Here is a 13,368-nt window from a genome sequence, read left to right as displayed (position 1 = left end):
TTAGATCAGCATATCCATCAGATCATACGCGATACGATCGGGAGAGTCTTGCGTGATTCGATTACGGTAGTTGGATAAAACAACCACGCCTGCTTTTGAATGCGGGCGGAAGCCCATGAAGCTTGAGAATCCCGACGTCGCCCCATTATGGCAAATGAGTCCTGTGTCATCGATGACCCAGCCGAGTCCCGTTGACATGTTCCTGCCCATATCCCGTCTTGGTTCATGCGTGATTTTCCAAAAAGAATCCGCATCTGCGTGTAGATGAGCCGAGAGAAATGACAATAAATCTGTGATGGTCGAGCGAATAGCGCCAGCTCCTTGATAGTCAAGCATATGAAGCGGCGGAACCTCTTTCCCATTTTCCCGATGCCCTAAGATCATCTTTGCTTCTACATTATCCTTGATCGTAATAAAGGTACTTGATAGATGAAGCTCATCCACGATATATTCCATCAATAGCTGTTCATATGTTTTGTGACGAGACCAGCCCATGATTAAACCAAGCAGCCCCATACCCACATTGGAATAACGAGATGGAAAGCTTTTTGGCTGATTCCACTTTTTCGAGTTTAACAGTTTCATTAATTCATCGAGTGAATATTGACAGAACATATCTCTTCTCACTTTAGGAAGGAAGCATAGCTGCAAATCTCTAAGAAGACGATGCGGAGGAAGACCAGACGTATGGGTTGCCAGCTGCTCTATTTGAATGGGGTGATTCTTTCGAATGTGAGGACAATACAGAGAAATCGAATCATCGAGTTTCATCTGCCCTTTTTGCATCATGCTTGCCAATATACTTGTCGTAAAGACTTTTGAAATCGAGCCAATCTCAAAAATGACATCCTCTGGCTGCACGCGCTTTTTTATAGGGTGATCCCCGAAATGAAAGACATGCGTTTCCCCTTGATGAATCAGTCCGATGACAAGCAGTGCGTCCTTCTTTTTCTCTGTATAAGAGGAAGCGATTCTCTGTACTTCTTGTTTGAGCGTCATTCATTCTCATCCTTTCTCTTCGTTTTGATGTGGGATCAATTGATCAAGCTTTTCATAAATCGATGTCAATGTGTTGATCTCATCAAAGGTTAATGCTGAATAATATTTTTCAATAATCGCAAGCTCTACCTTTCGCATATTCTCAAGGTACGTTTTTGCTTTCTCAGAAAGTTCAACATGCAATTCCCTCCGGTTATTCGGGTTAATGCTGCGGCGAATCCATTCTTTTTTTTCAAGCGTGTTTAACAATTGACTCACTGCACTTTGAGTAATCCCTAATTGCTGGGCAATTTGAATAGGGGAACTTCCCCCTTTCTGCTCAATAAAATTCAGTACAATATGCTGCTTATCGGTTAACTCATCTACAAATAATTCTTCAAACTCTAATCGGAGCTTTTGATGGATGCGCGCTTCGATATTGTTTAGCTCTTGGATCATAGCTGTTTTGGATATCACTTTTATCACCTTCATAATTAAGATACCTTAAGTATAAAGTAACCTTTATATTAAAACAAGAAAAAATCCCCATCTTTTAGAAAGATAGGGACCTTGCCTATTACGCTTCTTCTTTAGGGGTAGGTACTGCGCATACGCCATCTGCACATGCTGCTTCAAATGAATTGGCAGCCGCTTTTTCAGCCTGTGCTGCTTCCTCTGTCCAAGCCGTTTCAAGTGCACGCAGGAACGTATCGGCTGGCTGTGCACCTGCAACTGAATACTTGTCATTGATCAAGAAAAACGGAACAGCATTGATACCAAGCTGTCTCGCTTCTTGTTCGTCTTTTCGGACATGATCGGCAAATGCTTCGCCGCCCAAAACTTGCTGCACTTCCTTCACATCAAGACCTGCTTTTTCTGCAATGTCTAAAAGGGTTTGACGGTCCCCAACATGCTTTCCATCTGTAAAATATGCTTGAAACAGCTCTCCCATAACGAAATCGCCTTTCCCCATTTGACCAGCATATTGCGCCAATCGATGAGCATCAAAGGTGTTTGTCAACACGAGCGGATCAAATTGAAAATCGATTCCTTTCTCTTTGCCGGCCTGCTTCACCTGCTCATTCATCGCCATTGCCTGGCTGCGGCTCATGCCATATTTTTTGACAAGCATATCATGGACATCATAATCGACCTGAGCAGGTGCATGTGGATCAAGCTCGAAGCTTTTAAACTCGATTTCTACCTGTTCCTTCTCTGGGAATTGTTCAAGTGCTGTTTCCAGCTGTTTTTTTCCTATATAACAAAAAGGACAGGCAATATCTGACCAGATTTGTACTTTCATCTTCATCTTCCTTCCGTGTTTACGCTTTTTCTTCAACGATGTAACAATTATAGTTACATCAAATAGAAGATGTCAAGATTCTGATCTTGGTTGAAATGAAAAAGCCTCTCCTTCTAAGAAAGGAAAGGCTTTGAAAATGACTATTCTAAATTTGCATGGTGACCGTACATTGTATGTGTATCGAGCTCTTTCATTTCCATTAACCGCAAAATGACCGCATCGTATGTCAGAAGAAGCGACTGCTCAAATAGTGAGCCCATTGGCTGAATGGTATGATGACTTCCTTCCTGTTGATCCTTCGGGGCACCTGACAGTAAGATGACTTCATCTGCTAGATCAGCTATAGGTGATTCAGTTGAAAGCGTGAAAGCTGCCACTTTTCCGCCAATTGCTTTTGCCTTTTTTGCAAGGACAAGCAAAGACTCTGTACGGCCAGATCCGCTCCCCACAATCAAAAGATCCTCTTCTGTAAAGGAAGGCGTATTCGTTTCACCAATGACATAAGCCTTGACGCCAATATGCGTAAGTCTCATCGCAAACGATTTTCCCATCAAGCCAGACCTGCCTGCACCTGCCACAAAGACTTTTTGTGCAGATAAAATACTTGTGACCAGGCGCTCTGCTTGTTCGTCTTGAATGGCTGACGAATGCTCAGAAAGTTCATTTAAAATGACTTTCACATAGTCGCTGGTCTTCATGATTGTGCGATCAGCTGTTTCATTTGTGCAGCCACTTCTGCTTTATTGTCCTGGCTTGCGATACCGCCGCCGACAATGATTAAATCAGGGTTTAATTTCACGACTTCAGGTAACGTATCAAGCTTAATTCCGCCTGCAATCGCTGTTTTCGCCTGCTTGACAACTTGTTTAATCGTCATAAGATCAGCAAATGAGTTTTGACCAACCGCTTGCAGGTCATAGCCTGTATGCACACAAATATAATCGACTCCAAGCGCATCCAGCTCTTTTGCACGGCCTGCGATATCTTTGATGCCAATCATATCAACTAAAATTTGTTTCCCTCTTGCTTTCGCTTCTTTCACCGCTCCTTGAATGGACATATCTTCTGCCGCTGCAAGAATGGTGACGATATCTGCTCCAGCTTCGGATGCCTGCTGCACTTCATAGCCGGCAGCATCCATAATTTTCAGATCAGCGAGTACACGTAAATTCGGAAAAGCCTGCTTGACTTCTTTTACAGCACGAAGCCCTTCGTTAATCACAACAGGTGTCCCAATTTCGACCACATCAATGGATGCTTCTACTTCTTTAATTAGCTCAATCGCTTCTGGTATATTCACTAAATCTAATGCTAATTGTAATTTCATCAACTTTCACTCCCGTTTTTCATCTCATCTTCAAGAGCTCCGCGGATGATGCATCTTGAACGATGAAATGAGTATAACAACAGGAATGACGCAATGTAAGTACGCACTTTTTTTTTACATACTATACTTTTCCGCATATGGTTACAAAAAAGATACTGTCTTTTGGGCAGTATCTCAACGTGATTGAAAAGAAGAAAAGGGCTAAAATAAAGTAATTTTAGCCCTTTGTCTACAATCGGTAATATGACTATTTATCGTCCTTTAAGAAATTGCTGTCGAGATATTGTTTTCCCCAATCATACATCGCCTCTAAAATCGGCATTAAGCTTTCTCCTAATTCTGTGAGAGAATACTCAACCTTTGGCGGAACGACAGGATAAACCTCCCGGTGCACAATGTGATCTTCCTCTAATTCTCTTAGCTGATTGACAAGCATTCTTTGCGTAATCCCAGGCATTAACGACTTTAACTCACCAAAACGTTTTGTCCCTTCTCTGCCAAGGTGCCATAAAATCAGCATTTTCCACTTACCGCCGATAATATTCAGCGTCAGCTCTTTTTCGCAATTGAACACTTTATTTTCCATTCGTGATGACAACGACATACACTCCTTTAATAACAAACCACTTAGATTTCATCATAACTGCAACAAAATGGATTGTCGAACATATGGTCTTCGTTATTGATTTTGTTTTTTAACAAAAGCCATCACAGCCTCTGTCATTTTTTGTGCTTCTTTTGGCGCTCTGTCTGATCCAAACCATTTGTTCAGATCACTATGGCTTAACGTATGAACCCGAAAAACAAACCGAGAGCCTTTATCATGATTTAGTTTTTCTGCAAATCGGTACACCTCAGGATTATCCCAGCCTGTAACCAAATAGACGGGAGGTACATTCTTTTGATTCATATAAGTGACAGGTGATGCCTTTGTCCAATTCTCCTCTTGTTTGCCAAAGACTTTTTTGTACGATGGGATGGCTTGTATAAATTGATTGAGGTTTAACGGCCCGTCTAGAACAACAATGGAATTGATCGTTTTTGGCGACAGCCCCACACGTTTTAAGTAGGTCGAATCTGTGGCAACCAGCGCCGTCAAATGACCGCCTGCTGAGTGACCCATGACATTGATTTTTGATGAATCGATTTGATATTCATCCGCATGATCCTTCACCCATTTAATGGCGTTTGCCGTATCATCTGCCATCTGCTCGTAGTTGGCATCAGGGTGAAGCCTGTAATTCATTGAAACAAACACATACCCTTTACCTGTAAAATAATCAGCCTTTGAAGCGACTCTATTCTTATCGCCGCCTGTCCAGCCGCCGCCATGGAGATAGATCATCACTGGATGCTTCTTCTTTTTGTCTTCATCTTTGCCCTTCGGCATGTACATATCGAGTGTTTGCTGTTTATTTTGTGTGTCTGCATAATGGATATTGGTTGTCGGCTTAGGCTGGTTGAAACGGAACACAAAGAATGCGCATACCAATAATCCAGCGATGACAACCGCAAATAAGAGCCATTTCATGATTCGATTCAATGTCATTGCACCTTTCTGTGTTGGGATGGGGGAGCACGATTAGCAGATATGTAGATAAACTAGCACGATTCATTCGATACTAGATTCATATAGGAAGTGTAAAGCAATACAATTGATCAAGTCGTAATATTCATTATACCCCTTAAAGTGGTGAAATTCATTGATTTGATTTAGTTGGTTGACACTGAAATCAGGAATTTGATACTGGATTTTATATTTAATAACCTTTTACCACCCATTATAAGACTCACCACTTTCTTAAATCGTACTTTATGCTGAGAAACTTTTTTTATCTTAAGTATTAACTCTTTTCAGAACAAGTTAAATGTGAAATCGTAGCCAGAGTGAATTATTTATAAAATAAGAAATCCTCTTCTCATTAATAAAGAAGAGGATTTATGTTAGAAACAAGGGAAGAAAGGTCTAAATGAAACTAACAACTTAATTAACATTTTAATTAATCATTATTGGAGTAATTCTGAATTAGTTCATTTTTAAAATTAGAAGGAAGCTTTTGGTTTGGAAATACAACTGAAATCCAATCTAATACGACCTCATCCAAAGTTCTCCATGTTTTAAAAATTTGATTATTCTTGAGCTCTATTTCACTCGTTCCTAATACTCCTATTTCATAACCCCTTTCCCCATAAATCATCCATTTCGCAGATGGGGAAACCCATATCACTCGTGAAGCAATATTCATAATACTATCATTAACATTATTTTTTGGGAAATCCGTTAAAATATCAAGATAATTATTTGATGAGATGTTTAAGGGTAATTTCACCCAATAATAATAACCAAAATCACGATAAAAATTATCTATACTTTTCTGGTTATCTAATACAGCCATTAATATATATTCATCTTTATGATATATAGCTAGGTTTTTTAACATCTCCCAACTGTCATCCGATAATAACCAATGAAATTCTTCGAACAGAAAGTACTGTGGTAATGTTTTAAAAATTTGATCAGGAAATGTTTTGGAATCATTATAGATTCCATTAATAAAAGACTGATAATGCTTAAATTCCTTTGGATCTGTAATAAACAAATTTTCCACTATATCCTCCTCTAATGTTTTAATCTAATTTTATGGGTGAATTTCTTTTTCCCTCTAGGTGTGTATTCTGCGGTAGGGAAGGGCGTTGATTTAGCATGACTCCTCAACGAATATTTCCGTCCATCTTTGGTCATTGTAATGACATTTCCATTATGAACAGATTTTTTCCATCCTTGTCTTCTAAGATTTTTTTCAAAATCCCTCTTACTTACATTTGTAGAATAATTCTTAGTTCTTGAACCTTTTTTAGTAACATCTCTATAACTAGAATACGTTCTTTTTGCTTTAACTTTCTTCCTTGAAAGTTTATAGGACTTCTTCCCAGTACTAAATACTTTTTTCGCTCCCTTTAACTTTCCACCACCCAAAAATCCTGATGCGGCTGCTACCGCCACACCCTTCCAACCTTTTCCTGATTTATGTGCTTTGTATCCATCATATACCGCAAATCCTGCATTGACAACAAACCATACCCAATGGCCGTCTGGGTCTACATTCATGACTGGGTTGTTGTTTCCATAGGTATATCCGTTTTGATCTAGTGCATCTCCATCGCTTCCTGGGTCTGGGTCAAGTGATAGGAATACACCGTTTCTCGGTTCATAGTAGCGTGCAATTAAATAGTACAGTCCTGTTTCTTCGTCGAAGCGGTAACCAGCATAGCGATATGGGTTTCCTTTTACTTCTTCATCTTCTTTTACTTTAGTTGGAACGCCCCATGTATCATATTCGTACTCGGCGACGATTTTTCCTGCACTATTTGTGATGGCTATGACATCACCGTGTGCATTGTAGTGATAGAAATATTTGTTTCCATTTTGTGTGAATGCAAGGAGTTGTCCACTCTCACCGTATGTGTATGCTTTTGTGACTTCGTTGTCTCCATCTGTTTCGTATAAAACATTCAGGCTGTCGCCGTCATAAAAGTAATTGGTGACTTTTCCATTCACTGTTTTTTGAATTCTGTATCCACGCTCATCATATTTGTAAGTGACAAATGGCTTGTCTTCGCCTTTTTTCTTGATGGCCGTTATGTTATCTTCTGCATCCCATTCATAAAGGAATTGTCCGTCAGACGTTCGGTTGCCATTTTTGTCATAAGTTAAAGTCTCATCATTTACCTTTGTCAGTTGGTTCATGATGTTGAATGATGCGTTGATTGTTTTTTTAGTGCCATTTTTTTCAGTCGTAACTGTTTTTCTGTTTCCAAACCCATCATATGTGTACTCAATGACCGTGCCATCTGGATGAGTTTCTTTGATCAATTGATCTAATTTTCCATATTCATAACGAATCTTCCCGTTGGTGCCTTTTTCAATCGTTATTCTGTTTCCACTTTGATCATATTCGTAAGCTTCGTTTAAGATCGTTGCCCCTTGGCTTGTTCCAATGTGCAAATCATTAATTAAATTGCGCTCATCATAAGCAAAGCTAGCACCACTGCCGTTACCTGTAATAAAGGACTGAACATTTCCATTTTCATCATAATCAAACGAATACGTAGAACTCGAATCCTTCATCTGCGTCATTTGATCAAGCTTATTGTAACTGAATTGGTTCGTTCCTTTTTGATTTCCGTGTGTCCACTCAAAGGATTTTAGTTTATCTGAATCGGCTGGATACGTCCAAGTTTGGCTGCTGCCACGCTCTGTTAACTTTGTGATGCGGTTTTGTTGGTCGAACGTTCTGTTTTTGGTTGTGTTTTGTTCTTTGTTAACAACCGTTGTTTCGTTTCCGTTTTTATCATAGTTAAAGTTATATTTTTCTGTCCCATTGTATGACTTGGATTTCACTCGGTCTGTTCCATCATACGTGAGAGACACTTCATGTCCATTTGCAGAAATGGTTTTGATTAAGTTGCTATTCGCATCATATTCACTTTTCAACACATTTCCTAATGGATCAATGGTTTTTGTCAATTTGCCCATTAGATCGTATTCGAATTGATACGTCTGATCTGACTCTGCACGAATGGTTTTCGACTGTTCATTGCCCTCTTTATCATACGTTCTCACAATGGATGTCCCATTAGATAAAGTGATTTTCTTCAGCTGATCAGCCTGGTCATATTCGAATGTTGTTTTTTCGCCTTTCGCATCTGTTTCAGAAAGCTTATTGCCTGTTTCGTCGTAGGCAGATTGAGATGAGTAACCAAGCTCATCCTCTTCTTTAACTGCATAGTTCCCTTTTCCGTCGTAAGTCGTTCTCGTTAAAAGACTACCTTCTACTAGACGAATATCGTCAAACCAAACCGTTCCAGTCGCGCTTTTTTGGAAAACAATCTGTACGTCGACTTTTTTCAATGGTTTTGTTTTTGGTATGACAACCGCTGCTCGGTTCCACTCCTGTGTACCGGTTGGGAATTTCGCATTAAACGTTCCTGTTGTGCCATCTGTATACGTAACGGACGCTTGAAGTGAGTAGTCATTTTCATTTGAGGCTTTGACATTTTCAGCCTTAGACATCCCAGTCAAGGTGACATAAACAGATTGATCATTCGCACTTTGTTCAATTGGTACAGATTGTTTATAGATGGCATTTGCTTGAGTTGAAGAGGTTCTGGTCATTTTTAACGAAACGTCATCATTAAAGCCTTCTTCATTATCTAATGAACCACCTGACCCGCTCCAGCTTGTTGTTTTATCCGTAAAGGAATTATTTTTGACTGGATTATAACTTGATGAAACTTCGCCTTTTTCCAGCTGAATTTCATCGAACCAGGCTTTTCCTTTTCCAGCCTTATCTCGATGATCCACTTCCATATAGATCACAGCTTTGCCTGCATGGGATGGCGTCGTAAACGTGACTTGGCGTTTTGTCCAATCGTTTTTGCCTGATAGTGTGCTGTAGCCGTTGCTGATCCATTGAATTCGTTTATTGTTTGTATCTCTTAAATCAATGTTAAAAAATGCTCTTGCTTTCGTTAGTTCTGTCTTTATTTTCCCACTCAGTGTATACGTCGTATTTGGCTCTAGTGTTACTTCTTGTGTAGCCGAAGAATAGCCAAGTTCTGTTCCTTCAGTTGTCGACTGTGAACTGACCTCTAATACTCGGCCTCCCGATAACGCACCACTTTTCCCAGCTATTTGCGCTAATTTCCCGTCATCCTTAGATGCTGTAAGCTTCCAGCCAGTTAGCGTATCTTCAAAACTGCCATTTTTTAATATACTCGCGCCTGCAGCAAGTTCTTTACTCGTTTGTATCAAATTCCCGTACGAGTCATAAATACTTACTGAAGACATATTTCCACTTTGATCCGTTTCAGATACAGCATCTAATCCATCGTAGGCGATATCTGTAATATCTCCTTCTGTATCTTTCACTTTAGTGACATCATTGTTTTTGTTATACTCGTAGGTTTCTGTCCCGTAAGCATCTTTCGCCTGAATGACGTTGCCATTTTTGTCATACGAATAGCTTTCTGTAGCTTTTCCTTTCTCTACATCATTTGGGTCAGTTTCTTCTACGATTTGGTTGCCTTCATATTTGGTTTTAGTGGTAATCTTAAGCCCTTCCGCATCATCTACAACTTGAATTGGATTGGCTGCTTCGTTATACGTATACTGTATTTTTCGCCCGTTTGGCTGCGTTAGCATGAGTGTCTTTTTAGATAAATCATATGCATACTCAAAGGTTTCTTTTTTTGCATTGATTGCCTTGACTAAACGATGATTTTCATATTGGTATTCTGTAAAAACAGGCTGATCTTTTGTACTGTTTTGAGAGAATTGTTTAATCAATCTGCCTTCTTTATCGTATTCATATGAGATACTTGTTCCATCTGAATCTATGACTTTCGTTAGTAAACCTGCATCATACTCATATGAAAGCTTTTTCCCTTTTGGTCCTTGAACCGACATGATATGACCATCTTCATCATAATCCATTGTTATTTTTCGGCCAGAAGCATCTTCCATTGAAGTGAGCTGATTGTTTTCGTTATATTTGTATGTCGTTGTATTTTTATGTCCATCTACAACCTTGGTGATTTTCCCACCATTTTTACTAAAGTGTGCAAAGGTTTGATCCTTCGTTTTTAACATGTATTCATCTTTTGATTCCGTTAGTTCAAGGAAAATACCTGTTGGTGGTTGATACGTTCCATCTGCTTTTTTTGTAAAAACATGAGTTGTGGCATCTTCATCAAGATAGATGACACCTTCTTTTGTTGGCGTGATACTCGTTTCTACATCTGCGTACCACCCTTGACCAAACAGGTGGTCAGCTGCATCTAAACTATTGTACGTTCGACCCATTCCAAGTCCTGGTCCTCTTCCATCAATCGACATTTCTTCTTCACTGACAATCACATTCCCAGTTGCACCATTAAGCTGGCCGTCTGGTATATCAATAATCGACCAGTAATCCTCTGATCCAAGGAATTCGGCCCCTTCATGGAATGTCGGGTTAAAGGCTGGTGTCGGAATGGTTTCTCCATTTGCATCGTAGGCGGAAAGGGTAAAGGAGTAGTTCTTGCGTCCTTTATAATTTCCATTTGCATTTTCATATACTGGTGATGGGTCTAGCGCTAATTCTCCGCCCTTTCCATCTGTATGAAGCACATATTTCCCACTTTTAATTTCAGCAGGAGTTGGCCAAATATTCTTGTTTTGTGTTGTCCAATGATCGACATCACCAACATCAAATGATTGATATGCCTTACCATTATAGATGTTAATTTTATATCCTTTTGCATTTTTCACTTTGTCCCAATGTAAATTGAAATAACCTGTTTGGCTCTCTTTAGTATTTGTATAAGCATATCCAGATAAAGCTTTCGGTCTAGATAAATCAGGTAAAGTTGGTCCAGCTGGCGGTGAAGCAATGGCTTCTCCATCTTTATTATAGGCAATCACTCTGAAGGAATAATGTTTTTGAGCCGCATCTCCTCCAGCATTTTTGTAAGTCGCACCAGGATGAATTGGAAGCTCTGCCCCTTTTCCATCTTGGAGGTGCAATGCATATTTACCTGCTTTAATCTCAGCAGCTGTCGGCCATACTTTTTTCCCTTTTGTTGACCATGAAGTTTGATTCCCAAGATCCAATGTCTCATAGCTTTTCCCATTAAACATTTGTATTTTATAACCGGTCGCACCGGAAACTGAATTCCATGAAAGATCAAAGTAACCTGTTGCATTATTATTATTGAATCCTTTTGTACTAGGTGCTTTCACTCTAGCCACATTCGGCACGACAGGTTTTACTTTTGCCGACATTGCGCCTTCACCTTGGTCAAAAATCGCACTTACAGCTACCCAATAATTTTTACTTGTCGCATAATTGCCACCTGAGTTTTTGTAAACTGGGGAAGGATCAACTGCTAATTCAGTTCCACCTTTTCCGTCTAAATGAAGTTTATATTTTTTAGCAGCAATCTCGCTTGCTGTTGGCCATATATTCTTTCCTTTTGTACTCCATGATGCCACATTTCCAACTGAAATGGCTTCATACTCTTTTCCGTTGTATAACCACACTTTGTAGCCTTTTGCACCAGCTACCTTTTTCCAACTTAAATTGAAGTAGCCTGTACCATTTCCATTACTAAAACCTTTTACAGTTGGTGCATTTGCTTGTGGAATGGTATACGTTACTTCAATGACTGGTTTATTGGTAGAGTTTGTTGATGAGATTATTTTTTTCCAATGGTCTTGCCCATTTCCATTTGCATGTAATTTAAAACCATAGTTAGCTGTTCCGCTATTCCAAGCTTTGATGGTTGATGTCACATCATAGCTCGCCCATTGTCCTTTATATACATTGGCTTTGCCGATGTTTTTAGAGCTTGGTTTATTGTTCCACGTTAGTTTTGTATGATCATAGTTGGCATTCACTGTATCCAGCCAAAGGCCAGTTGCTTTCGTCCCGTAATATGAATGAGCAACATATGTTTTGAGCGTCGCTTTTGTTACATTCATATTTTGAATCGGCTTGAATGAATTAAACTTCATGAAAGCGTAGTTTGTACCAGTTGTTTTATCATAATAACCGGTTTTCAGTACATAACTTTTCAGATTAGCATCCCATTTTTGCGTAGAGGATGAATAGTTTGTTGTTGGGTATTTACTCATGATGAATGTGTCTGCTGACACAGATAAAGAAGTCGAAGGATCGATAGACACAGGATAAACTCGTTCAGGATCTTTGAGCCATTTTTCATCTGCTGTCACACGAAGTAAATAGCCATCGTCTTCTTTTTCTAGTTTAAAGCTCACATCTTCTGAGCGAGCCACTTCACCTGACTTTTCATCTAAATTAGAATCAGTCATAAATGGTTTTGGGACTTGAAAAATGTTCCGCTTTTTCTGATCATAAAATGTAATAGAACCGTCTTCCTCAATTTCCCCAGTTAGATCTGTTTTTATTTCAAATGTAAAAGAATTGTAGCCATCATATCGATTAAGTACAATATCTTCTTTGATGTTTTCATTAAAGGTAAATGATCGTAAATCTATATTTGGAAATACCTCTTCATATGTAAGCTCGTTGGTGTTCTCTTTAAATTGTGCTGAGGTATCCTTGGAATTGATTTCTGATTTATTTTTACCTGAAGCTTTTAAAATTGAAAATTCCATTTGATGCTTCTTGTGTTCAAATGTAGCATATAGTCCTTGCTTCATTTGCTTTTGAAAAGTCGATTCTAATCTCGCATTTTCTGTCTCTATTTCTTTTTGCGAGATCGTCTTTAATTCAGGAGAGATGTCCTCCCACTCAGCGTCTGAGGCCTCTTTTATATGAATAGGATCAGGATATACCTCTTGTGTAAATACACCCTCTCCTTCATAAAAAAGTTTGCTGTTTTCTGTTCTTTCTGAAAGAACTTCTCCGTCTTTTCCAATTTCATCTTCGTCAACGCCTGCCCATTCCAGGGCTTTTGAATCATCAAACTCTTCTAAGCTGTTATGACTTGATTTTGTATTTTTGTCATGCTCTTCTGCAAAAATATCAGAAGGTAACATTGATAAAAGCATCACAAAGGCTAGTAGTGCCGCGATATTCCTTTTCCATTTTACTTTTCTTTTTAGGTTCATATTAATCTCCTTATCATATATTTGTAACATTTGTAACATTACGCCATATATAATAATACATTTGAAATGATACTTCAATATATTTCTATAAATATATCATTCTTTCAAACTAATCCATATATC

General features: G+C 39.0%; 9 protein-coding genes. All 9 read right to left on the bottom strand.

The window, feature by feature from the left end; genetic code table 11:
- The 9 genes from JVX94_RS02085 to JVX94_RS02045 all read right to left on the bottom strand — a co-directional run bounded on the left by JVX94_RS02085 (nucleotide 1) and on the right by JVX94_RS02045 (nucleotide 13,245).
- The gene (locus tag JVX94_RS02085; RefSeq protein ID WP_205184433.1) at nucleotides 1–999 is read right to left on the bottom strand and encodes a serine hydrolase domain-containing protein; all 999 of its coding nucleotides are present in this window, start codon (nucleotides 997–999) and stop codon (nucleotides 1–3) included.
- 6 nt (nucleotides 1,000–1,005) lie between these two features.
- Nucleotides 1,006–1,470 (bottom strand): MarR family winged helix-turn-helix transcriptional regulator, encoded by a 465-nt coding sequence (locus tag JVX94_RS02080; protein WP_206762067.1) that lies wholly within the window; start codon nucleotides 1,468–1,470, stop codon nucleotides 1,006–1,008.
- A gap of 85 nt (nucleotides 1,471–1,555) precedes the next feature.
- Complete coding sequence (locus JVX94_RS02075; protein ID WP_205184430.1) at nucleotides 1,556–2,281, bottom strand: DsbA family oxidoreductase; 726 nt, start codon at nucleotides 2,279–2,281, stop codon at nucleotides 1,556–1,558.
- A gap of 140 nt (nucleotides 2,282–2,421) precedes the next feature.
- Entirely contained in the window at nucleotides 2,422–2,979 is a 558-nt protein-coding gene (gene hxlB / locus JVX94_RS02070; protein WP_205184428.1) for a 6-phospho-3-hexuloisomerase, read from the bottom strand.
- Complete coding sequence (hxlA, locus tag JVX94_RS02065) at nucleotides 2,976–3,608, bottom strand: 3-hexulose-6-phosphate synthase (protein WP_024423080.1); 633 nt, start codon at nucleotides 3,606–3,608, stop codon at nucleotides 2,976–2,978. Before hxlA ends, hxlB begins: the two co-directional genes overlap by 4 nt.
- A 247-nt stretch (nucleotides 3,609–3,855) precedes the next feature.
- Nucleotides 3,856–4,212, bottom strand: a complete 357-nt coding sequence (gene hxlR / locus JVX94_RS02060; RefSeq protein ID WP_012010675.1) for a transcriptional activator HxlR — start codon at nucleotides 4,210–4,212, stop codon at nucleotides 3,856–3,858.
- Nucleotides 4,213–4,287: 75 nt separating this feature from the next.
- Nucleotides 4,288–5,157 carry an alpha/beta hydrolase gene (locus JVX94_RS02055; protein WP_205184426.1) on the bottom strand — a complete coding sequence of 290 codons (870 nt, stop codon included), beginning with the start codon at nucleotides 5,155–5,157 and terminating at the stop codon, nucleotides 4,288–4,290.
- Nucleotides 5,158–5,608: 451 nt separating this feature from the next.
- Nucleotides 5,609–6,217: a hypothetical protein gene (locus tag JVX94_RS02050; RefSeq protein ID WP_061408695.1), complete on the bottom strand. Its 609-nt coding sequence runs from the start codon at nucleotides 6,215–6,217 to the stop codon at nucleotides 5,609–5,611.
- Between the two features lie 11 nt (nucleotides 6,218–6,228).
- A complete protein-coding gene (locus tag JVX94_RS02045; protein ID WP_205184423.1) occupies nucleotides 6,229–13,245 on the bottom strand; it encodes a DNRLRE domain-containing protein in 7,017 nt (2,338 codons plus the stop codon).
- Between the last annotated feature and the right edge of the window lie 123 nt (nucleotides 13,246–13,368).

Source organism: Bacillus sp. PDNC022, from assembly GCF_016919285.1.
In the GTDB taxonomy this organism is placed as follows: Bacteria; Bacillota; Bacilli; order Bacillales; family Bacillaceae; genus Bacillus; species Bacillus safensis.
This window is presented reverse-complemented; position numbering and strand designations above follow the sequence as displayed.

Bases quoted from the DNA above. Each gene is read 5' to 3' on its own strand.
- JVX94_RS02055 (WP_205184426.1), bottom strand. From the start codon at position 5,157: ATGACATTGAATCGAATCATGAAATGGCTCTTATTTGCGGTTGTCATC.
- JVX94_RS02080 (WP_206762067.1), bottom strand. From the start codon at position 1,470: ATGAAGGTGATAAAAGTGATATCCAAAACAGCTATGATCCAAGAGCTA.
- JVX94_RS02075 (WP_205184430.1), bottom strand. From the start codon at position 2,281: ATGAAAGTACAAATCTGGTCAGATATTGCCTGTCCTTTTTGTTATATA.
- hxlB (WP_205184428.1), bottom strand. From the start codon at position 2,979: ATGAAGACCAGCGACTATGTGAAAGTCATTTTAAATGAACTTTCTGAG.
- hxlA (WP_024423080.1), bottom strand. From the start codon at position 3,608: ATGAAATTACAATTAGCATTAGATTTAGTGAATATACCAGAAGCGATT.
- JVX94_RS02045 (WP_205184423.1), bottom strand. From the start codon at position 13,245: ATGAACCTAAAAAGAAAAGTAAAATGGAAAAGGAATATCGCGGCACTA.
- hxlR (WP_012010675.1), bottom strand. From the start codon at position 4,212: ATGTCGTTGTCATCACGAATGGAAAATAAAGTGTTCAATTGCGAAAAA.
- JVX94_RS02085 (WP_205184433.1), bottom strand. From the start codon at position 999: ATGACGCTCAAACAAGAAGTACAGAGAATCGCTTCCTCTTATACAGAG.